The organism is Pseudomonadota bacterium (assembly GCA_023229365.1).
Lineage (GTDB): Bacteria > Myxococcota_A > Polyangia > JAAYKL01 > JAAYKL01 > JALNZK01.
Genome location: JALNZK010000012.1, coordinates 16,650 through 40,715, shown reverse-complemented (window position 1 = coordinate 40,715; position 24,066 = coordinate 16,650). Strand labels below are relative to the sequence as shown.

The 24,066-nt window shown below is 70.5% G+C and carries 22 protein-coding genes; 11 read left to right on the top strand and 11 right to left on the bottom strand.

From position 1 onward, the window contains the following. The first annotated feature begins 79 nt into the window (after positions 1–79). Positions 80–778 carry a hypothetical protein gene (locus tag M0R80_09080; protein MCK9459777.1) on the top strand — a complete coding sequence of 233 codons (699 nt, stop codon included), beginning with the start codon at positions 80–82 and terminating at the stop codon, positions 776–778. After that, positions 754–1,383 carry a DsbA family protein gene (locus M0R80_09075; protein ID MCK9459776.1) on the top strand — a complete coding sequence of 210 codons (630 nt, stop codon included), beginning with the start codon at positions 754–756 and terminating at the stop codon, positions 1,381–1,383. Before M0R80_09080 ends, M0R80_09075 begins: the two co-directional genes overlap by 25 nt. On the opposite strand, the gene M0R80_09070 is transcribed toward M0R80_09075, so the two are convergent. Next, on the bottom strand, positions 1,377–1,793 hold the full coding sequence (locus tag M0R80_09070; protein MCK9459775.1) for a hypothetical protein: 417 nt from the start codon (positions 1,791–1,793) through the stop codon (positions 1,377–1,379). The genes M0R80_09075 and M0R80_09070 overlap by 7 nt on opposite strands. A gap of 98 nt (positions 1,794–1,891) precedes the next feature. Here M0R80_09070 and M0R80_09065 point away from each other — a divergent pair, with 98 nt between their 5' ends. Continuing rightward, positions 1,892–3,406, top strand: coding sequence for a radical SAM protein (locus tag M0R80_09065; GenBank protein MCK9459774.1), 1,515 nt, complete (start codon positions 1,892–1,894; stop codon positions 3,404–3,406). Positions 3,407–3,409: 3 nt separating this feature from the next. Here the strand turns inward: M0R80_09065 and M0R80_09060 are convergent, their stop codons facing one another. After that, entirely contained in the window at positions 3,410–4,948 is a 1,539-nt protein-coding gene (locus M0R80_09060; GenBank protein ID MCK9459773.1) for a DUF1846 domain-containing protein, read from the bottom strand. Positions 4,949–5,046: 98 nt separating this feature from the next. Here M0R80_09060 and M0R80_09055 point away from each other — a divergent pair, with 98 nt between their 5' ends. Further along, complete coding sequence (locus tag M0R80_09055) at positions 5,047–6,018, top strand: prolipoprotein diacylglyceryl transferase (protein ID MCK9459772.1); 972 nt, start codon at positions 5,047–5,049, stop codon at positions 6,016–6,018. 4 nt (positions 6,019–6,022) lie between these two features. Next, positions 6,023–7,570, top strand: coding sequence for a hypothetical protein (locus tag M0R80_09050; protein ID MCK9459771.1), 1,548 nt, complete (start codon positions 6,023–6,025; stop codon positions 7,568–7,570). 36 nt (positions 7,571–7,606) lie between these two features. On the opposite strand, the gene M0R80_09045 is transcribed toward M0R80_09050, so the two are convergent. Beyond that, on the bottom strand, positions 7,607–8,353 hold the full coding sequence (locus M0R80_09045) for a HesA/MoeB/ThiF family protein (GenBank protein MCK9459770.1): 747 nt from the start codon (positions 8,351–8,353) through the stop codon (positions 7,607–7,609). Beyond that, positions 8,346–9,338: a biotin synthase BioB gene (bioB, locus tag M0R80_09040; protein MCK9459769.1), complete on the bottom strand. Its 993-nt coding sequence runs from the start codon at positions 9,336–9,338 to the stop codon at positions 8,346–8,348. The genes M0R80_09045 and bioB overlap by 8 nt, the downstream gene beginning before the upstream one ends. A gap of 226 nt (positions 9,339–9,564) precedes the next feature. Between bioB and M0R80_09035 the strand changes: the two genes are divergently transcribed. Beyond that, positions 9,565–10,965, top strand: a complete 1,401-nt coding sequence (locus M0R80_09035; protein MCK9459768.1) for a C39 family peptidase — start codon at positions 9,565–9,567, stop codon at positions 10,963–10,965. Here M0R80_09035 and larE read toward each other — a convergent pair. Further along, entirely contained in the window at positions 10,949–11,806 is an 858-nt protein-coding gene (gene larE / locus M0R80_09030) for an ATP-dependent sacrificial sulfur transferase LarE (GenBank protein ID MCK9459767.1), read from the bottom strand. The two genes, M0R80_09035 and larE, sit on opposite strands and share 17 nt — an antisense overlap. A gap of 144 nt (positions 11,807–11,950) precedes the next feature. On the opposite strand from larE, the gene M0R80_09025 reads away from it, so the two are divergent. Genes M0R80_09025 through M0R80_09015 form a run of 3 tightly spaced genes read left to right on the top strand, consistent with a single transcriptional unit; the run spans position 11,951 to position 15,295 of the window. Further along, positions 11,951–12,835, top strand: coding sequence for a hypothetical protein (locus M0R80_09025; GenBank protein ID MCK9459766.1), 885 nt, complete (start codon positions 11,951–11,953; stop codon positions 12,833–12,835). Next, the gene (locus M0R80_09020) at positions 12,832–13,632 is read left to right on the top strand and encodes a hypothetical protein (protein ID MCK9459765.1); all 801 of its coding nucleotides are present in this window, start codon (positions 12,832–12,834) and stop codon (positions 13,630–13,632) included. The genes M0R80_09025 and M0R80_09020 overlap by 4 nt, the downstream gene beginning before the upstream one ends. Positions 13,633–13,639: 7 nt before the next feature. Further along, complete coding sequence (locus M0R80_09015) at positions 13,640–15,295, top strand: hypothetical protein (GenBank protein MCK9459764.1); 1,656 nt, start codon at positions 13,640–13,642, stop codon at positions 15,293–15,295. On the opposite strand, the gene M0R80_09010 is transcribed toward M0R80_09015, so the two are convergent. Together M0R80_09010 and M0R80_09005 are read right to left on the bottom strand one after the other, a co-directional pair. Continuing rightward, positions 15,296–15,727, bottom strand: coding sequence for a hypothetical protein (locus M0R80_09010; protein ID MCK9459763.1), 432 nt, complete (start codon positions 15,725–15,727; stop codon positions 15,296–15,298). 10 nt (positions 15,728–15,737) lie between these two features. Then, positions 15,738–17,324 (bottom strand): trypsin-like serine protease, encoded by a 1,587-nt coding sequence (locus tag M0R80_09005; GenBank protein MCK9459762.1) that lies wholly within the window; start codon positions 17,322–17,324, stop codon positions 15,738–15,740. 108 nt (positions 17,325–17,432) lie between these two features. Here M0R80_09005 and M0R80_09000 point away from each other — a divergent pair, with 108 nt between their 5' ends. Continuing rightward, positions 17,433–18,194, top strand: coding sequence for a DUF1295 domain-containing protein (locus M0R80_09000; GenBank protein ID MCK9459761.1), 762 nt, complete (start codon positions 17,433–17,435; stop codon positions 18,192–18,194). Positions 18,195–18,216: 22 nt separating this feature from the next. Here M0R80_09000 and M0R80_08995 read toward each other — a convergent pair whose 3' ends face one another. From M0R80_08995 to M0R80_08980, 4 genes are read right to left on the bottom strand one after another with little or no spacing between them, the layout of a single operon-like run. Then, the gene (locus M0R80_08995; protein MCK9459760.1) at positions 18,217–18,993 is read right to left on the bottom strand and encodes an ABC transporter permease; all 777 of its coding nucleotides are present in this window, start codon (positions 18,991–18,993) and stop codon (positions 18,217–18,219) included. Then, positions 18,984–19,736, bottom strand: coding sequence for an ATP-binding cassette domain-containing protein (locus M0R80_08990; protein ID MCK9459759.1), 753 nt, complete (start codon positions 19,734–19,736; stop codon positions 18,984–18,986). Before M0R80_08990 ends, M0R80_08995 begins: the two co-directional genes overlap by 10 nt. Positions 19,737–19,746: 10 nt before the next feature. After that, positions 19,747–21,237 (bottom strand): hypothetical protein, encoded by a 1,491-nt coding sequence (locus tag M0R80_08985; protein ID MCK9459758.1) that lies wholly within the window; start codon positions 21,235–21,237, stop codon positions 19,747–19,749. Continuing rightward, positions 21,234–22,520 carry an AMIN domain-containing protein gene (locus M0R80_08980; GenBank protein MCK9459757.1) on the bottom strand — a complete coding sequence of 429 codons (1,287 nt, stop codon included), beginning with the start codon at positions 22,518–22,520 and terminating at the stop codon, positions 21,234–21,236. Before M0R80_08980 ends, M0R80_08985 begins: the two co-directional genes overlap by 4 nt. A gap of 224 nt (positions 22,521–22,744) precedes the next feature. On the opposite strand from M0R80_08980, the gene coaBC reads away from it, so the two are divergent. After that, positions 22,745–23,941: a bifunctional phosphopantothenoylcysteine decarboxylase/phosphopantothenate--cysteine ligase CoaBC gene (gene coaBC, locus M0R80_08975; protein MCK9459756.1), complete on the top strand. Its 1,197-nt coding sequence runs from the start codon at positions 22,745–22,747 to the stop codon at positions 23,939–23,941. Positions 23,942–24,066: the final 125 nt, after the last annotated feature.

Genomic DNA, 24,066 nt, shown 5'->3' with positions numbered 1-24,066 from the left:
TCAACGCTTCATAGAACATGGGGCGGCAAACGCAAGCGCCGACGCGCCGCGGTTGACAGGTTTCTGCGCCGGGACGACGATGGACCGCATGAGATCGGCGCCGCCACTCCTCCTCATCGGGCTCGCGCTCGGCGCGGCCGGACCCGCCGCCGCCGAGCCCCCGATCGCGGCGCTCGTCCCGGTCGACGGGGGCGCTGCGTTCGAGCCGCAGGGATCGTCCCCGGGGCAGGTGCTCGCGCGCGGCGACGGCGCGGCGCTCGTGGCCTGCGGCGCCGCCCTCGTTTCGGCGGCGGACGGCTCGCGCGCCTCGATCGCGTGCGGCGGCGGGACCCGCGTGGAGCTGTCGAACGGCGCGTTCCGCGTCGCCGTCGGCTCGAAGGGCGCCGTGATCCGCGTCGGCGCGGCGGAGCTTCGCGCGGTGAACGCCCGCGTCTGGGTTGCCCTCGTGGGCGAGACGTGGCTCGTTCGGTTCGAGCGCGACGGCGAGGAGGGCACGATCGAGGTCGAGGGCGCGGCGTTGGCGCCCGACGCGATGCACGTGCTCCACGGCGCGGCGAGCGCGGACGGGCCCGCGGACGCGGGTTCGGTCGCCGCCTTCCGGGAAGCTTTCGCGCGCCTCTCCCCGCGCGAAGGGGCGAGGCGGGCGCTCGTTCCGCGGCGCATCGAGAGCGCCGACGATTTCAAGGCGGGCGCGACGGCCTCCGCGGAGGGCGGCGGCGAGATCGAGCTCGAGGCGATCGAGGTCGAGGCCGGATGCATCGAGGTCTGCGTCGACTGACGAAGGTGGCGCTCGCGGCGCTGGCGATCTGCGCGTGCGACGACTTCCCCGTGGAGCACTGCGTCGCGGGCCAGGGCATCGCCCTCGACGACGACGACGCGCCGCGGCTCGGACCGGGCGACGCGCCCGTCGAGCTCGCGATCTTCGGCGACTTCCAGTGCCCCGGGACCGCGCAGCTGTGGTTCGGTCTCGGGCCGTTTCTCGACCGGCTGGCCGCGGACGGGCGCTCCGACTCCCTCGCCGTGCGGTTCCACCACTTCCCGCTGACGTCGATCCACGAGCGCGCGTACGCAGCGGCCGTCGGCGCCGCCGCCGCGCACCGGCAGGGGGACGAGGCCTTCTGGAGGCTCTTCCCGCTGCTCCTCAAGCCCGCCGCCGAGCTGACCGACGGGCACATCGCGTCCTACGCCGCGGCCGCCGGGCTCGACACGGAGGCGTTCGCCGCGGATCTCGGGTCCGACGAGGTCGCGGCGGAAGTGGAGCGCGACGCGGCGCTCGCCGGCGCTCTAGAGCTTGCCGGGACGCCCTCCGTGCTCCTGTGCGGGGTGCCGGTGTCGCCGTATCCCGACGACGTCGTCGACAACCTGAGCTACCTGATCTACTGACCGAGCTCCTCGGGACGCTGCCGCTTCAGGCGGACCGTGTCGTCGTACCTGTCCGAGTGCTCGCCGTGGCGCTCGACCAGCGCCGCGTCGCCGCGGAGCACGTAGGTCGCCTGCTCGCCGGCGATGCGCGAGAAGAGCAGCCGGCGCCGCTCGGTCCCCACCATCAGCACGAGCTCGCACAGCTTGTCGTGCTCGGCGCTCGCGAGGTCGGCCCGGCACACCGGACAAGAGAAGCTCCACTCCGTGCCGGGCGGCAGGGCGATGCCCGGTGGCAGGAAGAGGTCGTAGTTCCCGGGCTCCGGGTTGAACCCGAGCAGGATGGTCACGCTGCCCCGCGAGGCGATGAGCGTCACGACCCCGCCAGGGTTGATCGCGGCTCCGCACTTGGGACAGTAGAAGATCCACTGCATGTCCGCCTCCTGCCGGAAGTGTAGTCTCAACCAAGCGCGAGGTCGAATCCCCGACGCGATTTATTGAGCGCCGGCCCGCGACCGGCTAGGTTGGCCCGATGGACGAGCTCGTGCTCACGCCCCCGGTCCACTCGCCGGCCGAGCCCGCCGCAGGCGCCTTCCTGCTCGCCGCAGGGCTCGCCGGCGCCGGGCGGGACGTCGCGCTCCTCGACCTGTCGCTCGCGTTCTTCTGGCGCGAGCTGCGGCGGGGAGAGGGCCGCGTCGGCGAGGCCGCCTTGCGCTACCTCCTCGACGCGCGATCGGGGTACGAGCCCGACAGGCACCGCTCCGCCGTCGGGCAGCTCCACAGAAGGCTCCGGCCGTTCGGCGAGCGGCACCCGGGCTGGCGGCTGACGCTCATGGATCTCGAGCCGCCGGTCCGCGTCCACGACCCAGCGGCGGTGGCGCGATGGCTCGCCGAGAACCCGAGCCCGTTCTCGGAGCTGTGGGAGGAGTCGCTCCGGCCGGTGCTCGAGGCGGAGCGGCCGCGCCGCGTGCTCGTGTCGCTCGCGTACCTCTCGCAGCTCCCGGCGGCGATCGATCTCGTCCGCTTCCTCGATCGCAACGGCGCGCGCTACGCGGTCGGGGGCTCGCTCCCGCGGAGCCTCGCGGCGACGGGCGCAGGGCTCGACGCGCTCAGGGCCGCGATCGGCCCCGTCGATCTCGGGGACGGCTCCGCGCTGCTCGGCGGGGACGCGCGCCGCCCGCTCCTGGACACGCTCGCGTGGCCGCGGATGCTCGCAAAGGATCCGTACCTCTCGGCGCGGCCGATCGTGCCGCTCGCCCTGAGCAGCGGCTGCTACTGGCGGCGGTGCCGGTTCTGCCCGGATCGCGCGCTGCCCTATCGAGGCGTCCCCGCCGCGTCGCTCGAGCGGTTCTTCGGGTCGGTCCCGGCCTCGGTCTTTGCGGCGCGACCCGTCGTGCACCTCGTCGATTCCGCGATCCCGCCGGGCCCCCTGCGGCGCTTCCTGCCGCTCGCGAAGGCGGCGGGCGCCGCGTTCTACGGCTTCGCCCGGCCGACCCGGCAGCTCCTGCGCGGCTCCCTCGTAGACGCCGCAGCGGACGCCGGTTGCCTGATGCTGCAGCTCGGCGTGGAGAGCGGGAGCGGCGCGCTGCTCGGGCGGTTCGACAAGGGCGTCGACCCGGCGGAGGCGGAGCGCGTGATCGCCGCGGTCGCCGGCGCGGGCATCCGGACGTACCTATACCTCCTGTTCGGCCTGCCGGGCGAGACCGACGCGGATCGCGAGGCCACGCTCGAGCTGCTCGCGCGCAACCATCGCCACGTCGACTTCCTCAACCTGTCGCTGTTCAACCTCCCGAGCTCCTGCGAGCTGACCGAGCGGGCCGAGGAGCACGGCATCTCGCTCGGGGAGTTCCCGATCGAGGACGCCGCGCTGCGGCTCTATCGGCCGTTCACCTGCGGCGGCCGCTCGCCCCGCGACGAGGCGCGGGCGTTCCTCAAGGAGCGCGTGCTATGGCACCCGGCGATCCGTGAGGCGGTCCTGCGCACGCCGCGGTGGCTCCGCGCCGCGCACCTCGCGCTCATGCGCCTGCCGGGCCGGCGATCGCCGTGATCTCTAACGCAGGAAGTACCCGCCGGGCGTGAGCTCGGCGTCGGTGGTGAGGTTGATCCCGAGCCGCCGGATGCCGACGAGATCGCCCTGGGTCGGGATGTGCGTCATGTGCATCTCGGTGCCACGCAGGCTGGCGAGCGCCTTCATCCCCGCGTCGGCCGCGGGGTTGCTCGCCGCGCTGATCGCGAGCGCCACGAGCACCTCCTCCACGTCGAGGCTCGTGGCCGAGAGGCCCATGACGTCGCGCTTGAGCCGCGCGAGGTTCTGGATCACCGCCGAGGGCAGGAGGTCGATGCTGTCCGGGATGCCGGCGAGCGACTTCACGGCGTTGAGCACCGCGGCCGACGCCGAGTGGAGCAGCGGCGAGTTCTTCCCCGTGATCGTCGTCCGATCCTTCAGCTCGATCGCGGCGCCGCAGAACATCCCGTCGTGGCCCTTGCCCGACTCCTCGGCGCCCCTCGCCGCGTCGCGCGCGTGCCGCACGGGCGCCCGGTCGGTCGGCTGCAACCCGAGCCTCCGGGTCAACGCCTCGATCCGGTCGACAGTCTCCCGGCGCTCGACGCCGATCGCGTACTCCCACCTGTACCGGAAGTAGCGCCGGAGGATCTCCTGGCGGGACGCCTCGCGTACGACTTCGTCGTCGACGATCCCGCTCGACGCGCGGTTGACTCCCATCTCGGTCGGGGAGCGGTAGCACGGGATGTTGCCGCCGGCCCCGAGAATGCGCTCGATGATTGCCCGCAGGATCGGGAAGTTCTCGACGTCGCGGTTGTAGTTGATCGCGTTCGTTCCGTGGGCGGTGAGGTGGAACGGATCGACGAGGTTGAAGTCGCCGATGTCCGCGGTCGCCGCCTCGTAGGCCGCGTTGACCGGGTGGTCGATCGGCAGATTCCAGATCGGGAACGTCTCGAACTTCGCGAACCCCGCCTGCCTCCCGGCGCGGTGGTCGTGGTACATCTGCGACAGCGCCGTGGCCATCTTCCCGCTGCCCGGTCCGGCGCCGGTGATGACCACGATCGGCTTGGTCGTCTCGATGTAGGGGTTCTTGCCGTAGCCCTGATCGCTCACGATGCGGTCCACGTCGGTCGGGTAGCCGCGGATCTCGCCCTGCGTGTAGACCTTGGTCCCGCGGCGCTCGATCTTGTTCTTGAGCTGCACCGCGGTCGGCTCCTCTGCGAACCGGTTGAGCGACACCGCGATGACCGGCAAGCCGTAGTCCCTGAGATCGTCCAGCGTCTTGAGCGTGGCGGTGTCGTAGGTCATCCCGAAGTCGCCGCGGATGCGGCCCTTGGCCACGTCCTGCGCGCTGACGCAGAACACGATCTCGATCTTGTCCTTGAGCCGCTGCAGCAGCTTGATCTTGACGTTGGGGTCGTAGCCCGGCAACACGCGGGCCGCGTGGTAGTCGAACACGAGCTTGCCGCCGAACTCGAGGTACAGCTTGTCACCGAACCGCGCCACGCGCTCGAGGATCGCGGCCGACTGCTCGGCGAGGTACCGCTCGTTGTCGAACCCGATCCGCTTGCCCGTCACGTCGTTCATCTCACGCCTCCGCTTCGGTTCGGCGCACTATAGTCGGACCCCCTCCTCTCTTCAATCCCGTCCTTTCCAATCTTCCCGTTCCAAACTAACCTGCCTCCATGCACCCGGTCGCGTTCACGATCCCCGGCATCGATCTCCCGATCTTCTCGTACGGGATGATGCTCGCGCTCTCGCTGATCGTCGGGTGGAACATCGTCATGCGCCTCGGCGCCAAGGACGGGCTGCCCAAGGATCGGCTCATGGGCTGCTTCGTCGTGACCGCGATCGCGGCGCTCTTCGGCTCGCGGCTGCTGTACATCGTCACCAACCCGTCGCTGTTTTACGGCGCGAGCCTCGGCACGTTCCTCGATCCGCGCGGCGGCGGGATCGTCGCGTACGGCGGCTTCCTCGGCGGCTTTGTCGGCTCGTGGATCTACCTGAGGCGGGCGAGAATCCGGCTCCTGCCGTGGGCGGACGTCGTCGTGCCGACGCTCGCGGCCGGGCTCGGCATCACGCGCATCGGCTGCTTCCTCTTCGGCTGCGACTACGGCAGGCCGATTCCGGCGGACGCGCCCGGCTTCGTCCGCGCGCTCGGCGTGCGCTTCCCGAACTGGGACGTGCAGCTCGCCGATCTGAAGACGCGCCTCGCCGAGAGCTCGTTCGGCAGCGCCAAGCAGCTCGACGGCGCGCCGGCGTTCCTCCACCACGTGCACGACGGGCTCGTGCGCGCGTCGGACGCCTGGTCGGCGCTCGTCTACCCGACGCAGCTCATGGAGGTGCTCAACGGCTGGATCGCGTTCGCGATCACGATGATCGTCCGGCGGCGCACGCGCTTCCGCGGGCAGGTCTTCCTGGTGTTCACGATGTACTACGGCGCCACGCGCGCCGCGATGGAGCTCCTGCGCGGCGACGTCGGCCGCGGCGGGCTCGGCCCGCTCTCCACCTCGCAGATCATCGGGATCGCCACGTTGATAGCGGCGGCGATCGCGTACTACGTGCTCGCGAAGCGCGCGGCCCTGGATCCGGTCGCGGCGATGGCGCTCGGCCCGGGCGCAAGCCCCGCGCCCGTGAAGCCGAAAAGAAAGAGATGATCCCATGACCCGAGCCGCCGCGATCGCCGCCACCCTTCTCCTCGCGGGCTGCGGAAAGACCGGCCTGATCTTCGGCGAGACGGCCGGCTCGGACGCCGACGCGGATTCCGACGCGGACACCGACGTCGACGGGGATACCGACACCGGAATCCCGGCGACCGTGTGGGTGCGGAGCGCCGGCGGGCCCGGCGAGGATCGCGCCTCCCACGTCGCGACCGCCGCGGACGGCACGTCGATAGCGGTCGGCTCGTTCGAGCAGACCGCGGTGTTCGGCGAGGGCGAGCCCGGAGAGATCGCGCTCGCCGCGGCGGGCGGCAAGGACGTGTTCGTGGCCGCGTACGGCCCGGACGGCGCGCTGCTCTGGGCCGAGAGAGCAGGCAGCGCCGGGATCGACACCGTGCTCGGCGCCGACGCGTTCGCGGACGGCACGTCGATCGTCACGGGCCAGGTCGAGGGCGACGCGGTGTTCGGCGAGGGCGAGGCGAACGAGACCACGCTCCCGTGGGGCGACGAGGAGTACGCCTTCTTCGCCGCTTGGTACGCAGCCGACGGCGGGCTGATCGAGGTGGTATCCGAAGCGGGCGGCGCCGGAGCCGCCGGCTACGCCGCGGCCGCGCTCGAGGACGGCTCCGCGATCGTCGTGGGAATCTTCGTCGGTTCGATCCTCCTCGGGGAGGGCGAGCCCGGCGAGGTGGAGCTGACCGCCACGCCGGGGTGCCAGCAAGGCTTCTTCGCGCGGTACGATCCGTCGCGGTCGCTCGTGTTCGCCCGGGCCACGGACGGCGACGGCAACCTGTTCCCGTACGACGTGGTGGCGTATCCGGACGGCTCGTTCGCGATGGCCGGAGCCTTCTCCGGCACCCTGGTTCTCGGGTCCGGCGAGCCGAACGAGGCCACGCTCTACCAGAGCAACATCGGCCTGGTCGTGGCCCGGTTCGACCCGGACGGCGCGCTCGCATGGGCGGTGACCGCGAACGGCCTCCCTCAAGGCGATGGCGGTCGCGCACGCGCGATCGGCGAGTTCGGCGACGGCGGTGTGACCGTGGCCGGCGACTACAGCTGGGCTGTCACTTTCGGGCAGGGCGAGCCGAACCAGACCACGCTCACCGGGTACCTCGGCGGGATGTTCACGGCGGCGTACGAGCCAGACGGCAGCCTCGCCTGGGCCGTGAAGGCGGGCAAGGGCAGCGGCCACGCCCTCGCATCGATGGAGGGCGCGGCCGGCCCGATCTACGCTGCCGGACAGTTCGGGTGGTCCGACGGCACGATCACGTTCGGCGCCGAGACGTCGGGGGAATGCGTTCTGGCCACCGCTGGCGGCTTCGACGTCGCGCTGGCGAGGTACGACGCCGAAGGCGCGGTAATTTGGACGCGCGCCATGGGCGGCATCGGCACCGAGCGGCCGAGCGCCCTGGCCGCGCTGACGGACGACTCGCCGGTGCTCGTCGGCTCGTTCGAGGACGCAGCCGCGTTCGACCTCGGCCAGCCCGCGGACGACACGGTCGTCTCGGCCGGCGATCGCGACATGTTCATCGCCCGCCTCGCGCCGTGAGGGCGACGCCGGTCAAACACTCGCGCCGAGCGCCTCTCACCCCGCGTCGTCAGGGACGCCGCACACCGGGCAGGAGGGATCGCTGACCACCGCGATCGACCGCATCGTCTCGGCGAGCAGGTCGAAGACGACGAGCGTCGGCGAGACCGCCCGGCCGACCGCGATCTTGAGCGCGCGGGCGACCTCGATCGACGCGGCGGTGGCGACGGTCGCGCAGAGGATCCCGACGTCCGCCGTGGTGGGCGCCTGCCCGCTCGGCGGCTCGGGCCCGAGCGCGCACCGCAGGCACGGACCGCCGGGCACGACCGGGAACGACATCCCGCTCCACGCGAGCACGCCGCCGAACACCCACGGCCGGCGGGCCGCGACGCACGTCCTGTCGATGAGGTAGCGCGCCTCGAAGTTGTCCGTGCCGTCGAGGACGATGTCGACGCCGCCGAGCAGCTCGTTCGCGTTCCGCGCGTCGAGCCGGCCGACCACCGGCTCGATCGCCACCGCGCTGTTGGCGCGCTTGAGCTTCGCGGCGGCCGCGAGCGCCTTGGGGCGCTGCTCGCGCACGTCGTCCTCGTCGATGAGCACCTGCCGCTGGAGGTTCGAGATCTCGGGGGTGTCCGGATCGACGAGGCGCAGGTACCCGATCCCGGCGCGGACGAGCTGATCGGCGATGGCACACCCGAGCGCGCCCACGCCGACGAGCGCCACGCGCGTCCTGCGGATCCGCTCCTGCCCGGCGGCCCCGATCCCGGAGACGAGCACCTGCCGGTTGTAGCGCGTCTCAGGCACGACGGCTCTCCGGTTCGGGCGCCGAGACCGTGTCGCGCCCCTCCGGGATCTCGTCCGGCACGAAACCGAGATCGCGGATCATGGCGAGATCCTCTTCCGGCGGCCGCCCGGTCGTCGTGAGGTACCCCCCGATCATGATCCCGGAGGCGCCGCCGAGCAGCAGCAGCGCCTGGATGTCACGGACGTTCCGCTCCCGTCCGCCGCACACCCGGATGTCGCGCCGCGGCATCATCATCCGCGCGGCGATGACGACGCGCAGGCAGTCGAGCGCCGGGATGGGCGCGATCCCGCCGAGCGGCGTCCCGGAGATCGGCGTGAAGAAGTTGATCGCGACCGAGTCGACCTCGAGCGCGCGGACCTCCTCGAGCAGCTCGATGCGCTGGTCGAGCGACTCGCCCATCCCGAAGATGCCGCCGCAGCAGACCTCGAGCCCCGCCGCCGCCGCGTCGCCGACGACGCGCCGCTGCTCGGCGTACGGCCGCGTCGAGCACACGCGCGGCCAGAACGACTCGGCCGCCTCGACGTTGTGGTGGTACCGCGTGAGCCCCGCGCGCTTGAGATCGTCGAGCACGCCGCGCTCCACGCACCCGAGCGAGGCGCACACGTCGAGCCCGGTCTCATTGCGGATGCGGGCGATCGCGGCGAGCACCGTGTCGAGCATGCTGCCGCGGCGCATGGCGCCCCCGGAAGTCACGATGCTGAACCGCACCGCGCCGCCGTCCGCCGCCTTCCTCGCCGCCCGCACGATCTCGTCCGCGCCGAGGAGCGGGTGCTTCTCGATGGGGGCCTCGGAACGGGACGACTGGGCGCAGAACGCGCAGTCCTGATCGCAGGAGCCGCTGCGCGCGTTGGCGATCCAGCACAGGTTGACCGAGCGGCCGTGCCGGCGCTCCCGCAGGCGACTCGACTCGGCCATGGCGGAGACGAGCGCGTGCCCCTCGAGATCGAGGATGTCCCGCGCGTCGCGTGCGAATAGTCCGGTCATCTCACGATTCTCCCCTCGTCCCCGGGGCCACGCACCGCCCTTGCGGCGCCGCACGATACCATCTCATTCGGCCGAAAGACGCGCAAGCTCCGGCCGCGCGTTCCTCGCCCCGAACATACAAAGCATTTACATTTTTTTTTCGTAATTCCGTGATCATGATGGGAACTTATACGTCCCTCTGTATGTCTATGCATTACGGGAACACCCGTGCGGCGGAGGTCGAGCGATGCTCAAACGCGTGTTGCAGCTCGCCATTCTGACCGCGGTGCTCACCTCGAAAGCCGAGAACGCCCCTCCCCTCTACACGAGCGTCCTCATCCCCGGAGTGCCCCACGTCGTGGAAAAGGAGGACTTCTGCGGCGAGGCGGCCGCCGAGATGTACCTGCGGAAGCTCGGCGAGAACATGGACCAAGACTACGTGTTCGATCGCGCGGACGTCGATCCGGTCGAAGGACGCGGCCTGGACGCCTCCGAGCTGGCGTTCGCGCTCGCGCGGATCGGGTTCGAGATGGGCCGGATCTGGACCCCGATCGGGTCGGACGCCGAGATGGACGCGGCGTTCGCGGCCCTCCACGCCGACCTCGCGAGCGGGGTGCCGTCGATCGTGCTGATGCGCGCCTCGCCGGCCGACGCCACCGAGCACTTCCACCTCGTGCTCGGCTACGAGGGGGCGTCCGACGAGGTTGTGTACCACGACCCATCGATCCAGGACGGCGCGTACCGCCGGATGAGCCGCGAGGAGTTCCTCGATCTCTGGTCGATCCAGGGCCGCTACCAGTGGGGCGTCGTCCGCCTCCGCCTCGACCCGCGCGAGCTGGAGTACGGGGACGCCTCGGACGCGAACACGCCCGCCGACTTCGCGCAGCACGTGATGCGGCTGCGGCGGATCGTGCCGCAGGGCTTCGTGGTAGCGGTCGAGCCGCCGTTCGTCGTCGTGAGCGACGCGCACCCCGTGGAGGTCGAGGCGTACGCGCACGGCACGATCCGGCGGGCCGTCGCGCTGCTGAAGAAGGACTTCTTCGCCCGCGATCCGAAGGAGATCGTCGACATCTGGCTCTTCTCCGCCAACCAGAGCTACACGGAGCACACGCTGCGCGTCTTCGGCGAATCGCCGGGCACGCCCTACGGCTTCTACTCCCGGGAGCACCGGGCGATCGTCATCAACATCGCGACCGGCGGCGGCACCCTGGTCCACGAGATCGTGCACCCGTTCGTGGCGGCCAACTTCCCGTCGAGCCCACCGTGGCTCGACGAAGGGCTCGCCTCTTTGTTCGAGTACCCGACCTCGGTCGACGGCCACATCCGCGGGCTCGTCAATTGGCGCCTCCCGACGCTCAAGGCGGCGATCGCGCTCGGTGAGCTGCCGACGTTCGAGTGGCTGACCTCGCGGACGGACGAGCAGTTCTACGGCGAGGATCCGGGCACCAACTACGCCGAGGCGCGATACATCTGCTACTACCTCCAACAGCGCGGTCTGCTCGTGGATTTCTACCACGCCTTCTACGAAGCTCGCGGCGAGGATCCGACGGGCTACAGGACGCTTCTGCACGTGCTCGGCGGCGGCTCCGCGGAGGAGATCGAGCAGGACTGGTCGAGCTGGATCCTCGGGCTCAGGCAGGCCCGCTGAGATCGTCTCCCGAGAGCGCCGCGCGGCGCTCCGCCTCGGTGAGCGCCTCGTCCATCGCGCCGCTCCTGTACCCGTCGAGGTCCAGCGCGACGTAGAGGAATCCGGCCTCCCGGAGCGCGCGGCGGATCCGCTCCCGCACGAGCGGATCCGAGAGGACCTGGATGGCCGAGGGCACCACTTCGACGCGGGCCAGGTCCCCGTGCACCCGGACCCGGATCGGCCCGCCCACCTCCGCCGCAACGGCCCGCTCGGCGCGCCGGACGCGCGCGATCGCCTCGTCGGTGAGCCGGGCTCCGTACGGGAAGCGGGTCGCCGCGCAGGTGTCCGAGATCCTCGAAGCGGCCTCGAGCCCCATCTCGCCGGCCAGCGCGCGGACCTCGGTCTTCGTCAGCCCGGCGTCCGCGAGCGGGCTCGATACGCCGAGCTCGCGGAGCGCGCGGCGCCCGGGGCGGTGATCGCGCAGATCGTCCGCGTTGCTCCCGTCCAGCACGGCCAGGAGGTCCCGGTCTCGAGCGAGCTGCGCGAGCCTCCCGAAGATGGCCCGCTTGCACAGGTAGCACCTCCATGGAGGGTTCTCGCGGAGCTCGGGGTCGTCGAGCACCGGGACGCGGATCTCGTGCAGGCGGACGCCGAGGTGCGAAGCCGCCGCCCGGGCCGCTCCGGGATCGGGGTGCAGCGGCGTGACCGCGACGGCCGCCTCGACGGGCCCGCGCACGTGTGCGACGGCCTGCGCGACAAGCAGCGCGGAGTCGACGCCGCCCGACAGGGCGACGAGCGCGGAGCCGAGGCGCTCGAGGCTCGCGACGAGAGCGGCGCGGCGGCTTTCCGGGTCCCGGGTCATGGCCGAAGCATACACTCGAATTCGGTTCCGCGCCCCCGGTTGAAGGCGAGTCAAGCCTTGAGTCGGGGGGCTCGAGGGGGTAAAACTGCACAATTGAGACGACGTGTCTTCGACGTCGTTCCTCATCGAGGAGGGTCACGAAGCATGCCTTCGAAACGGGCTGTCCTGTGCGGGGTTCTCGGGGCTCTCTGCGCCGCGAGCGCCCTCGCTTGCGACGAGAGCGGCGGCGGCGCGGCCGCGGATCTCGCAGGAACCTGGGTGCGCACGAGGATCTTCCAGCCGGGAGACGCCTCGGACCCGGAGACGGACACCTGGACGTTGGCGCTGCGAGCGGACGGGACGTTCACCCTCACCCACACGCACGAGGAGGTCACCGCGTTGACGCCCGTCGAAGAGACGACCGCCCGGGACGGCGAGTGGTCCGTCGGCTCCGGCGGGAGGATCTCCTTCAGCGGCGGTTGGGCCGAGGATCTCGGCGAGGTGAGCACCCTGGACGAGCTCGCGGCGGTCTACATGAACTTCACGCAGGACACCATGTACTCGCTCGGCAGCGCCGGTGACGTCCTGTTCCTCGGGCCCGATTTCAACCACGACAGCGTCTACGTTTTTGGAGATTCGTACAATCTCCTGTTCAGTGACGGTGGGAGCTCCTACCTGCGCGAGTCGAACCTCGTGCTGACGGACGGCTCCGGCGCGGTGATCGAGCAGCGCATCGAGAGTTACAACTACACGCTGATAGACGACACGAAATGCACCATCGCGTACTCGTTCGACAACGTTTCCGTGGGCATGCCTTCGAGCGGCGCGGGCACGGTCACCGATTGCGAGTACTTCTACGAGGAGGGCAAGACCGTGGACGGCCTCGACGGGGCCAACACCGCCTTGTCCGTCATCCGGTTCGAGTACACGCTGGACAGCGTCGGCAAGGACGACAACTTCGCGGTCCTCGGCGACGCGCTGATCAGCTACCGCCCGAGCTCCCAGACCAAGGTGCTGGTCGACAACGCGTTCGTCAGGATGTCCGATTGACCGTTTTCCGTTTCGAGCAGGAGGTCGCCATGTTCCCGCGCGTGTTGATTTCGGCCGTTCTCCTATTGTCCCTCGCCATCGGCGCGAGGGCGGAGGCGGCCAAGGTCGTCGGCAAGATCGCCGTCACCGACCAGTTCCGCCAGGCGCTCGTGGACGAGGACGCCAAGGCGCCGACCGCCGTGAAGCCCGGCTACTGGAACGAGCCGAACGCGGTGCGCAACGTCGAGCCGCCGTTCGTCGTGCCGAAAACCGATCTCGGCATCGTGCTCATCCGGGAAGGCGCGCCGCCGCCGAAGGCCGAGCCGGTCGAGGTGGACGTCCGCGCGGGCGGGCTCGACAAGGACGTCGTTGTCGTGCGGCCCGGCGCCGCGGTCAAGTTCCGGGGCGTCGATCCGTTCGATCACGAGCTCTACGTCCCGGGCTTCGACGACTTCAAGCCGGAGAAGCAGTCGCGTGGCTCCTTCAGGACGATCGAGTTCGCGCGGGAGGGCGTCTACGAGGTGCGGTGCCGGCTGATGCCGCACTTCCGCGGCTGGATCGTCGTCACGAACGCGACCTTCGTGCTCTCGGCGGACGGGAGCGGCGGCTTCTCCCAGGACGGCCTCGCCGTCGGCGACTACACCCTGCGCGTCTTCTTCCGCGGCAAGTGGGTCCACGAGCAGAAGATCAAAATCGAGAGCGAACGCGGCGACGTTCCGGTCGAAGTGAAGCTCGACAAGGCTCCCGCCCCGGGCAAGGCGCCCGCGGCACCGGCCAAGGCTCCCGCGGAGCCCGCCAAGAAGCCGACAGGCAGGTAGAGGGAACATGTTTGCATCCCGAATCTGGACGTTGCTGCTCGCACTGCTCGGCGGAGCGCTCATCGCGATCGTGCTGCTCGCCACCGACCTCGTGAACCGCGAGCGCCTGGAGAACTCGACCGCGCTCCTTTACAAAGAGTCCGACAAGGTCGAGATCGCGTTGACGCTGCACGCGCGCAAACGTCTCGACGTGCTGCTCGGCGCCACCGCCGACGAGGACGTCCGCAAGATGCTCGCGGAGGTCTCGGCGAACCCGGACAAGGCGGCCTCGGTCAGAGACAAGCTGCTCAAGGTGCTGCTGGAGAGGAACGCGGCCTTCGGAAAGTACAAGGCCGATCTCCTCATCGCGCTCGACGCCAAGGGCACCGTCGTCGGGCAGATCGGGACGAACCCGCACGCCAAGGGCTACAACCTCGCCGGCTTCCCGGCGGTCGACGGCGCGCTGCGGGGCTACATCCGCGACGATGTCTGGAAGCTGGACAACGACGTGATGCTCGTCGCCGCGCGGCCGGTCGTCCAGGGCGGCCGGTACGTCGGCGCGCTCGTGCACGCCCTGCTCGTGAACGACAAGCTCGCGGCCGAGCTCTCGCCGAAGGTGCTCCTCGCCTTCTTCGCGGGCAACACGATCATCGCGGCGGGCTCCCCGGAAGGGAAGCCGCTCACGAGCCCGCAGCGCGCCCTCATCGCGGAGCAGCTCGAGAAGGTGCTCGTGGACAAGACGTTCCGCGAGAAGGGTTACAGCGAGGTCTCGCGCGTGCAGTCCAAGACCGAGGACTTCATGACCGCCTACGCGCTGGTGCACGGCGAGGCGGCGGCGAACGACGTCGGCTACCTGCTCCTGACGCCGGTGTCGCTCATGGCCAAGCCGACGGAGTTCTACGAGAAGGCGGGCGTCCAGGACATCGACAAGCTGCCGCGCGAGCTGCTCATCGGCGGAATCGTGCTCGTCGTCCTGCTCGGCTGGCTGTGGAACTACCTCGAGGCGGAGCGCCCCGTGGGGAAGCTCCACAAGGCGGTCATGGCGCTCGAGACGGCCGACCCGAAGGATCAGCTCAACATCTACAAGTTCAGCCGCCGCATCCGGAAGACCGCGATCTCGTTCAACAAGGTCGCGGACCTCAAGGTGAAGGCCGCGTTCGAATCCGCCGCCGGCGCGGGGAAGAGCATCGACTCGATCCTCGGCAAGGCGTCGGAGGGACCTCGCCTTTCGTCGGCGTCGTTCAAGTTCGTCGAGGCGAGCGCGGACGACATTCCGGACGCCCCGCCCCCGCCGAGCGCCGGCGCGCCCAGGCCGGCGTCCGGCCCGCAGGCCGCGATCGCCCCGCCCCGCCCGATCGCAGGTGCGCCCCCGCCGCCCGCGTCGGGCAGCCCGGGCACGCGCCCGCCGGTGCCGCCGCCGCCCGCGCCACCCGCGCCCCAGGGGGGGCCACCCGCGCTCTCCCCGGAGGAGGAGCAGGCGTACTTCAGGAAGATCCACGGCGAGTTCGTCGCGCTCAAGCAGAAGCTCGGCGAGCCGGTCGATCAGCTCACGTTCGAGAGGTTCGAGGTCACGCTCAAGAAGAACCGCGACGCGCTCGTCGCGCGGTACGGCTGCAAGGTCGTGCAGTTCCAGGTCTACGAGAAGGACGGCAAGGCGTCACTCAAGGCGACCCCGGTCAAGTAGTCACCGCCTCCCGAGAGAGATCATCCGGACCGCGCGCACGATCGCCGCGACGACGACGGCGATCCCGGCGGCGCCGGCGGCCCAGTCGCGGAGCTCGAGCCCTGCCGCCCCGCCCTCCCATACGGACGCGGCGGGATCCTTGACGACGGCGACGCCGATCACGGCCGTGAGGATGAGCCAGATGAACGCCATCCGCCGCATCCGCTCCGTGGCCGGCGCGGCGGAGTCGTCGTCGCGTCCGCGCAGCAGCCCGTAGGCGACGCGGACGTACACGACCGCGGCCAGGATGATTGCGGCGACCGCAACGGGGATCGGGATCTCGGACAGCATTCCGCGATCCGCGATCCCGACGATGGCCGCGGCCAGGGCCGTCGCTCCCGCGAAGAGGTAGTCCCGCCTGGCGCGCGCCCTCGCTTTGTCGTCCTGTTCCAAGGGCGCTCGATCAACCGAGCAGGAGCGAGAGGAGGCCGCCCGAGTCGCCGAGGCCCGCCGCGCCGCACCCGCACGAGCTGTCGCCGGTCGTGTCGGAATCGGCGTCGCCATCGCCGTCCGAATCCGAGTCGGAGTCCGAGTCCGAATCCGCGTCCGAATCGGTGTCCGAGTCGGTGTCCGAGTCCGAATCGGTGTCGGCGTCCGAGTCGGTGTCCGAGTCCGCGTCCCCGTCGCAGTAGCCGAGGTTCGGATCGTAGCTGGAGAAGAGGCCGTCGTTACAGGTCTCGTCCGCCTCGCAGTCCCCTTCGCCGAGGCAGAAGTCGTGGCAGGTGCCGCCGTAGCACATCAGGCCGTCCGCGCACCCGAGCGTGGTCGACGTGTCCGAGCAGTCCTCTCCGTCGACGTTGCCGACGGAAGGGAAGCACGCGGTCGTGGCGGTCGTGGTGACGTAGCAGGCGTCGTCGTCGCAGTCGCCGCCGAGGATGTCGCACGGCGGGAAGCAGTCGTCGAGCTCCGTCGCGCAGTCCTCGGCGACGCACTCGGCGTACTCGGTGTCATCCGAGATGCCGTCGCAGTTCTCGTACGCGCAGACCATGAGATCGTCGAACTGGCCCTGTCCCGAGAAGGTCGCGGTCAGGTAGCAGCCGATGTAGCAGTCCTCTTCGGTCACCCCGCACCCGGAGGCGCAATCGTAGAGCCCCTCGCAGTCCAGCGTCTGGCACACGGTGTTGTCGCAGCTGCCGTCGACCTGGCACGCATCCGGGCAGACGCACAGATCCGAATCGCTCCCGCAGTCCGGGTTCGACGCCATCGTGTTCGCGACCCAGGTGTCGTAAGCGTCGACGCGGGTGTCGTTGTACGAGCTCATGCACGTCGGGGACCCGCCGACCGTCGAGTTGACGCCGATGATCCGATCGCCGGAGCCGAAGTCGAAGAGCCCCGGGCCGCCCGAGTCGCCGAAGCAGATCCCCGTGCCGTCGTAGTAGCTCGTGTAGGACAACGTGCCGACGTCGCCGATGTCGATGTACGCCGAGCGCTTGACGCCGCTGTCGGTGCCGCTGCCGGTGGTCACCCCGAACCCGACGTAGAACGCCGGCTCTCCCTCCTCCGCCGCGAGCGCCGTGCCGGTGTAGATCTGGAGCGGAGTGATGCCGTCGATGGGGGCCGCGAGGTGGACGAGCGCGATGTCGTTCGCGCTGGTCATGGTGCTGTAGCTCGGGTGCGGGAAGAACGACTCCGCCTGGTAGAGATCGCCCGCGGTCGGCTCCTCGCCGAGGCTCGGCGGGTTCGCGTTTCCGCCGACGTAGAAGTACGTGAGCGCCGGCACCGGCGTGAAGTCGGAGGACGGGAGCACGCAGTGCGCGGCGGTGAGCAGCCAGTCGTCGTCGATGAGCGACGCGGTGCAGAACGATCCCACGTAGCCGTTCCCCGGGTAGTAGAACGTGAGCGCGCCCACTGCGGGATAGCCCGCCTCCACGGAGCCGCCGACGATCTGGCGCGCGTCGGGCGCCGGGAGGGGACCGGGGGCTGCCCCCTCGCACGAGGCCGCCGCGAGGGCGAGAAGACCCATCAGGATCGAACACCGGAAACGCTGCATCGACGCACCTCCGTGTTGGTCGAAATCCGCAGTTACAGTATCACGGAACCCCGAAAGTGGCTCAGCGGAACCTTGCACCCTCCCCCGTTTGCCGCGAAGATGCGCGCCATGACCGAGCGGACCTTCTTCGACGCCGCGCTCGTCGGGCTGTTCGTCTGCGCCGCTGTCACGGTGGTCGCGCTCCTGCGGATCGCCGCGCCGTACGGCCGCCACGTACGCAAGGGGTTCGGCGCGACGATGCCGAGCACCGCGGGCTGGATCCTCATGGAGGCGGTCGCGGCGATCGGCATGCCGGCGCTCTTCCTTTTCGGCGACCGGACTGAGGACCCCGCGGCGATCGCCCTCCTCGCGCTGTGGGAGATCCACTACCTGCACCGCGCGTTCGTGTACCCGTTCCGCCGCAAGGGCGGCGCGCGGCCGATGCCGATCTCGGTCGTCGCGATGGCGATCGTCTTCAACTCCTGGAACGCGTACCTCAACGGCCGCTGGCTGTTCGCGCTCGGCCCGGAGCGTGGCGCGGGCTGGCTCTGCGATCCGCGGTTCATCGGGGGCGCGGCGCTCTTCCTCGCCGGCATGGCGATCAACGTCCGCTCCGACGAGACCCTCCTCGCGCTGCGGCGCCCCGGCGAGCTCGAGTACCGCATCCCGCGGGGCGGGCTCTTCCGCTTCGTGACCATGCCGAACTACCTGGGCGAGCTCGTCGAGTGGCTGGGGTGGGCGCTCGCGACGTGGTCGCTCGCCGGCCTCGCGTTCGCCGTTTTCACCGCGGCGAACCTCGTCCCCCGCGCCATGTCGAACCACAAGTGGTACCTGTCCCGCTTCCCCGACTACCCGAAGGAGCGCAGGGCGATCATCCCGTTCGTGCTGTGAGCGCGACGGTCCGCGCCCCTCGTCACCCGAGCACGAAGGTCGAGAAGAAGTCGACGACGAAGATCGCCACCGCCGAAGAGACCACGGCCTTGTTGACCGACAGGCCGACGCCCGGCGCGCCGCCCGTCGTGGCGAGCCCGTGGTAGCAGCTCGTCACCGCGACGATCGCGCCGAACAGCGCCGACTTGGTGACGCCCAGCGCGTAGTCCCACGGCGTCAGCTGGACGAACAGGTTGCTCCAGAACGTGTACAGGTCCACGTCCATCATCACGTCGCCCATGATCGACGCGCTCACCAGCGCCATCGTGTTGCCGACGATCGTCAGGGCGACGAGCGACACGATCATCGCGAGGAAGCGCGGCACGACGAGGTAGGAGATGGGATCGATCGCGAGGCAGCGGAGCCCGTCCACCTGGTCGGTCACGGTCATCGTGCCGAGCTCCGCCGCCGTGAAGGCGCCCACGCGGCCCGAGAACATGAGCGCGAGGATGATCGGCCCGAGCTCGCGGACGGTGTTGAAGCCCGCGCCGGATCCGAGCTGCGAACGCAGGCCGTAGCGATCGACGAACACGAACGCCTGGATGACGAGGATGATGCCCACGACGAGCGACGTCGCGACCATGATCGACAGCGACTTGTAGCCCATGCGGTAGAGGCACCGCTTCAGCTCGCCGACGTCGAAGGCCGGGGGCACGAGCCGGCGCAGGATGTCGACGGTGAGCCGCGCCGTGCCGCCCACCTCGATCGACGCGTCGAGGAAGACGCGCCCGACCTTCGCCGGGTATGCCGTCACTCCCACGGGGCGCTCCCGAACGGAAGGCGAGCGTCCGCGAGGAAGCGCCGCACCTCGGGCGCGGGGTTCGCGGCGAACGCCTGCGGCCGGCCCTGCGCGATCACGCGGCCGTCCCACACGAGCGCCGCGTCGTCGCACACCGACATGAGCCCCACGACGTCGGACGACACGACGATCACGGTGTTCTGTGTCTGGAACCGGATCCCCAGGATCATCTCGAGGATCTTCCGCGAGGTGACCGGATCGAGCCCTGCCGTCGGATCGTCGCAGACGAGCAGCCGCGGATCGTTGACGCAGGCTCGCGCGAGCGCGACCCGCCGCCGCTGCCCTCCCGAGAGCCGGTTGGGCAGCCGGTCCTCGTAGCCGTCGAGCCCGACCATCCCCAGGCGCTCCTCGGCGCGCGCTCTGATCTCAACGTTCCCGAGCGACGTGAGCCGGCGCAGCGGGTACTCCACGTTCTCGAGCACGGTCATGTGCTCGAACAGCGCGTCGTTCTGGAACTGGACGCCGCAACGGCGCTGGACCGCGGCGATCTCCCGCCGCCCGGAGCGCATGAGGTCGACCCCGTCGACGATCGCCACGCCCGACTCCGGCCGCACGAGGCCGCAGATCACGCGGCACAAGGTCGACTTGCCGCACCCGCCGGGGCCCATCACGCCGAAGAGCACCCCCTCCGGCACGCGGAGCGACAGGCCGTCCAAGGCCTTCTCGCCGTCGAACGTGCGCTGGATGTCCACGAGCCCGATCATTGCGACGAGTCTACCAAGGCGGTGCGCGCCGGTCACGAATCCTGAAAACGGCGCCCTTGGCAAGGCCCGGTGCACCCTCGCGCCACACGTAAAGACGCCATGTCCCAGCCACTCCGCCGAGTGTCCAACCGAGCCTCGCGACGTAGAGCTCCTCGAAGCCGCCCGCGCGGACGACGGCCACCCGCGCCCGCCTCGCCCAGGCGGGATCCGGGCACAGGGCCGGGCTAGCCGTGAGGAGCCTCGCCGGGCACCTCACGCCCAGCGCGTCGACGTGGACGCGATCGTCGATGTTCGCGAACACGAAGACGGCCGCCGCAGACGGGAGGTCTCGCTGGATGACCACGTGCTCCTCGTCGCGCAGGGTCCCGCTCGAATAGCCTTCCCGAATCGCGGCCGCGACCTCGAGGTCCTCGGCGGGAACACCCGGTGCCCGCGAAACGACGGCGAGCCCGGCGCCTGCGAACGAGAGGGCCGCTCCGGCGACGGCGAGCACCGCGGCGCGGGGGTGCGCGGCGAAGCGGGCGAGGGCCGCTTCCGCGAGCGGCAGCGCGCCGAACGCGATCACCGGGAAGAGGAGGCGGAGCGGGTACTGGGAGGGAACGTTGCCGGTGAGGATCACGGCGCCGGCCAAGGCCATGGCGACCACGGTGTGAAGCTCGAGGACCCGCCCCCCGAGCTCCCCGCGAACGGCTGACGCCGCGACCCGCACCGCGGAGACGGCGAGGGCGGCGAGGGCGAGGAGCGCGGTCACGGCCCCCTCCGCCGAGGCGAGCGATCCGAGGACGTCGCCCGGGCCGAAGTGATCGTCGCGGACGCTGCCGAGGTACGAAAACGGCGCTCCCACGGAAGCCCACAGAAGCGCCGTCCACGCGATCGGGAAGATCCACGGAACCGCCGCCACGGCGACCCCGAGCCAGCGCCCAGCGTTCGCCGGCCGTCTTGCGACGACGAGGGCGAAGAACACGGCGGCGAAGACGAATCCTTCGTACCGCACGGCCGTCGCGGCGAGGTAGAGCACGGCGGCGACCAGACCGATGCGGACGTCGCCGGACGCGAGGTACCGCGCGAGCGCCCCGACCCCCGCGACGAGCAGGCAGAAGAGGAGCGTCTCGGAGAGCGGCGCCGTGCCGAGGGCGAGAGAGAGCGGAGAGAACAGGAAGATGCCGGCCGCGAGGAGCCTGGTGCCCCGCGCCGCATTCGGGAGGAGCGCGATGAGCGCGCCGGCGACCAGCTGCAGCGCGGTGGTCAGGACGCGGGGCGCGACGACGAGATCGTGTGTGAAGCCGACGACGGGTCCGTACACGTAGAGGTAGCCCGGCAGCCACTCGTGGGAGCTCGTGAAGCTCGGGTGATCCCACCACCAGTCGGCGTGGAACACCCGGAAGTAGTCGTCGACGCAGATCGGGGCGAGCCCGAGCACGAGGAAGACACCGACGATTGCGCGTGCGCCGAGGAGCGGCAGGAAGCGGGGCCAGAGCGGGCTATCGGTGGCCGCGCTCACTTATCGAGAGCGGCGACCGCTTCGGCGGGGCCCGCGGCGGCCACTGCGTCGCGGATCAGCTTGAGCGCGATTCCGTTCGTCTTCGGCGCCGTCATGAATCGCGGCAGCTCGCCGTTGACGTACACGACGAATCGCGCGCCGGTCTCGCGCTGCATCGCCTTGACCGAGCGCACCATCGGGTGCTCGTCGCCGACCTCGATGTACCCCTCGCGCGCCACGAGAGCGCCTGGGACGTCGACGACCACACCGTTCGGGTTCCGCAGGCGGTAGGCGCTCGCGTACTCGGCCGGCCAGCGGGTCGGCAACGTGATCGTGTCCTCTTCCTCGGTGAGCGCTTCAGCCGCGTCGGACGCGGCTTCCACTGGCTCCGCCTCCGCGACCGCGGATTCGGTCGCGGGCAGTGGTGCGGGCGTCTCCGTTTCCAGATCGACCTCCGCATCGGCGTGGGTCTCCCAGCCGGTGGCGGCCCCCGCGGACTCGCTCGCCACAGCCGAGACGGCGCGGGTCGCGGCCGTGTCGATGAAGGCGATCGGTTCGAGCCGCGCGCTGTCGGGCGCGGAGGAGAGATCGAAACCCGCGATCGCATCGCGGAGGGATCCGAAGTCCACGACCTCGGCCCTTCCGAGCACGTAGACCCCGCCGGCCGCGATCCCGAAGATGAACGCCCACGCGGCGAACGTCCCGAGGCGACGCCGGCGCCGCGTCCGCTCCCTTTCGCCGAGGTGCGCCGGCAACGCGATCTCGCCGCACCCGACCCACGCCGGCTCGGCGGCCGCCGGGAGCGGCGGCGGCGAGGGAACGGTGAGTTCCTCGCCCGCCTCGGCGCGCACCTCGCCGAGCTCGAGGCTCTCCTCTCCTACGATATCGTCGAGACGAATATCCTCGAACTCCGTTCCGGACAGGATGTCGAGGTCGGTCTGCGCGTTGGCGTCAGGAGCATGGGTGGTCCGGCTCGCCTCGTCGAGCAGCGATCTCGACGGCGAGGCGACGACCGTGGAGCGCGTCTCGCGAACCCGGACCGACAGGCGCAGGCGCGGCAGCCCGCCCTCCGGATCGTCCTCGACACCGATTCGGTGGATCGTGCCCACCGTCATCGCCTCGTCGGCCTTCCCGAAGCGGACCGGGATTTCGACCTCGAGCGCCGGGAAGGGGCAGACCAAGGACATGCCGCGCGCGGTGTGCTGATCCCGCAGCGTGTTCACGGCGGCGGTCGATCCGTCGACCCGGAGCCGTATCAAGTCCCTGCCGTCCTTCGCGCTCTTCGTCTCGTCACCGTTGCTCATCGCACCCTCCTATCGCGGACCGCCTCTCCGCGCTGTATGCCCAATGTATACCATGGTGGGGAGATGTAAGCAAAAAAACTACAGATGTTTCGGCGGTCACACAAAAAGGCGCGAAATGATATAGCATCCGAGCCCGCAAAAAGGGCGACCGCGCAGCGGGTTGCCTCCCGAAAGCCTGGAGGGAGGCTGCCCGCGTCGCAGGTCGCCCCACAGGAGCCCAACTCATGCAGGGTCGCAAGATTCTCCTCGGAGTGACCGGCGGCATCGCGGCCTACAAGGCCGCCGATCTCTGTCGGCGCATGGTCAAGGCCGGCGCCGACGTGCGCGTCGTCATGAGCGAGGCCGCGTGCGAGTTCATCACGCCGCTCACCATGGAGACGCTCTCGGGCAAGCCGGTGCCGGTGAAGATGTTCGGCCGGACCGCGGGTGCGCTCGAGCACATCGATCTGCCGAACGACGCGGAGCTGCTCGTGGTGGCCCCGGCCACGGCCGACTATCTGGCGCGATGCGCTTGCGGCCGCGCGAGCGACCTCATCTCCGCCGTGACGCTCGCGTTCACGGGTCCCGTGATCGCCGCGCCGGCGATGAACTCGAACATGTGGGCGAACCCGGCGACGCGGCGCAACGTCGCGATCCTCGTGGGCGAGCACGGCTGGCGGATCGTGCAGCCCGGGCACGGCGAGCTCGCGTGCGGAACGGTGGGCGCGGGCCGGATGGCGGAGCCGGAGGAGATCCTCGGGGCCGTCGCAGCGGCGCTGCGCCGGGATCTCGACGGCAAGCGCGTCGTCGTCGCGGCCGGCCCGACCGAGGAGGCGCTCGACCCGGTGCGGTTCATCTCGAACCGATCCTCTGGCCGGATGGGCTACGCGATCGCCTCCGCCGCGGGACGGCGCGGCGCAACCGTGACGCTCGTGACAGGCCCGACGGAGCTCGAGCCGCCGCGCGGCGCGACCGTGATCCGTGTGTGCACGGCGCTCGAGATGGAGCGCGCGATGAACGACGCCGCGGCGGGCGCCGACGCGATCGTGATGGCCGCCGCCGTGGCGGACTTCCGCCCGGCCCGCCCGAGTGAGAGGAAGATCAAGAAGTCCTTGGATACGGCGCCGACGATCGAGCTCGTGCTAAACCCGGACATCCTCGCGGGGCTCGGCGCGCGCTTCAAAGGGTCGGCGCGGCCCGTCCTGGTCGGCTTCGCGCTCGAGACCGAGGCGCTCGTCGACGCGTCGCGGACCAAGCTTATGGCGAAGCGCTGCCACCTGATCGTCGGCAACCTCGCCGCGGACGCGCTCGGCGGCAAGGACAACACCGCGGTCCTCGTCGACGACGCCGGGTTCGAGCGCAGCACGGGCCGCCTCTCCAAGATCGAGCTCGCGGAAGAGATCCTCGACTGGATCGCGGCGCGGCTCGGGATCGAACCGTGACCGAGAGTCACGGTGTGACCACAGTTCACAGTTTCCCGAACGCCCGACATGCCCCGAAACCGCGCCGTTCCTGACTCCTCGCACTTCTCGGCGAACGGCACGGAGCTTGCAAACGCCTCCTGCAA

Excerpts from the sequence above, each read along its gene's own strand:
- M0R80_08980 (MCK9459757.1), bottom strand. The coding sequence starts at position 22,520 with ATGAGCAACGGTGACGAGACGAAGAGCGCGAAGGACGGCAGGGACTTG.
- M0R80_09025 (MCK9459766.1), top strand. The coding sequence starts at position 11,951 with ATGCCTTCGAAACGGGCTGTCCTGTGCGGGGTTCTCGGGGCTCTCTGC.
- M0R80_09080 (MCK9459777.1), top strand. The coding sequence starts at position 80 with ATGGACCGCATGAGATCGGCGCCGCCACTCCTCCTCATCGGGCTCGCG.
- M0R80_09060 (MCK9459773.1), bottom strand. The coding sequence starts at position 4,948 with ATGAACGACGTGACGGGCAAGCGGATCGGGTTCGACAACGAGCGGTAC.
- bioB (MCK9459769.1), bottom strand. The coding sequence starts at position 9,338 with ATGACCGGACTATTCGCACGCGACGCGCGGGACATCCTCGATCTCGAG.
- M0R80_09055 (MCK9459772.1), top strand. The coding sequence starts at position 5,047 with ATGCACCCGGTCGCGTTCACGATCCCCGGCATCGATCTCCCGATCTTC.
- larE (MCK9459767.1), bottom strand. The coding sequence starts at position 11,806 with ATGACCCGGGACCCGGAAAGCCGCCGCGCCGCTCTCGTCGCGAGCCTC.
- M0R80_09065 (MCK9459774.1), top strand. The coding sequence starts at position 1,892 with ATGGACGAGCTCGTGCTCACGCCCCCGGTCCACTCGCCGGCCGAGCCC.
- M0R80_09015 (MCK9459764.1), top strand. The coding sequence starts at position 13,640 with ATGTTTGCATCCCGAATCTGGACGTTGCTGCTCGCACTGCTCGGCGGA.
- M0R80_09075 (MCK9459776.1), top strand. The coding sequence starts at position 754 with ATGCATCGAGGTCTGCGTCGACTGACGAAGGTGGCGCTCGCGGCGCTG.
- M0R80_08990 (MCK9459759.1), bottom strand. The coding sequence starts at position 19,736 with ATGATCGGGCTCGTGGACATCCAGCGCACGTTCGACGGCGAGAAGGCC.
- M0R80_09070 (MCK9459775.1), bottom strand. The coding sequence starts at position 1,793 with ATGCAGTGGATCTTCTACTGTCCCAAGTGCGGAGCCGCGATCAACCCT.
- M0R80_09050 (MCK9459771.1), top strand. The coding sequence starts at position 6,023 with ATGACCCGAGCCGCCGCGATCGCCGCCACCCTTCTCCTCGCGGGCTGC.
- M0R80_09035 (MCK9459768.1), top strand. The coding sequence starts at position 9,565 with ATGCTCAAACGCGTGTTGCAGCTCGCCATTCTGACCGCGGTGCTCACC.
- M0R80_09000 (MCK9459761.1), top strand. The coding sequence starts at position 17,433 with ATGACCGAGCGGACCTTCTTCGACGCCGCGCTCGTCGGGCTGTTCGTC.
- coaBC (MCK9459756.1), top strand. The coding sequence starts at position 22,745 with ATGCAGGGTCGCAAGATTCTCCTCGGAGTGACCGGCGGCATCGCGGCC.
- M0R80_09005 (MCK9459762.1), bottom strand. The coding sequence starts at position 17,324 with ATGCAGCGTTTCCGGTGTTCGATCCTGATGGGTCTTCTCGCCCTCGCG.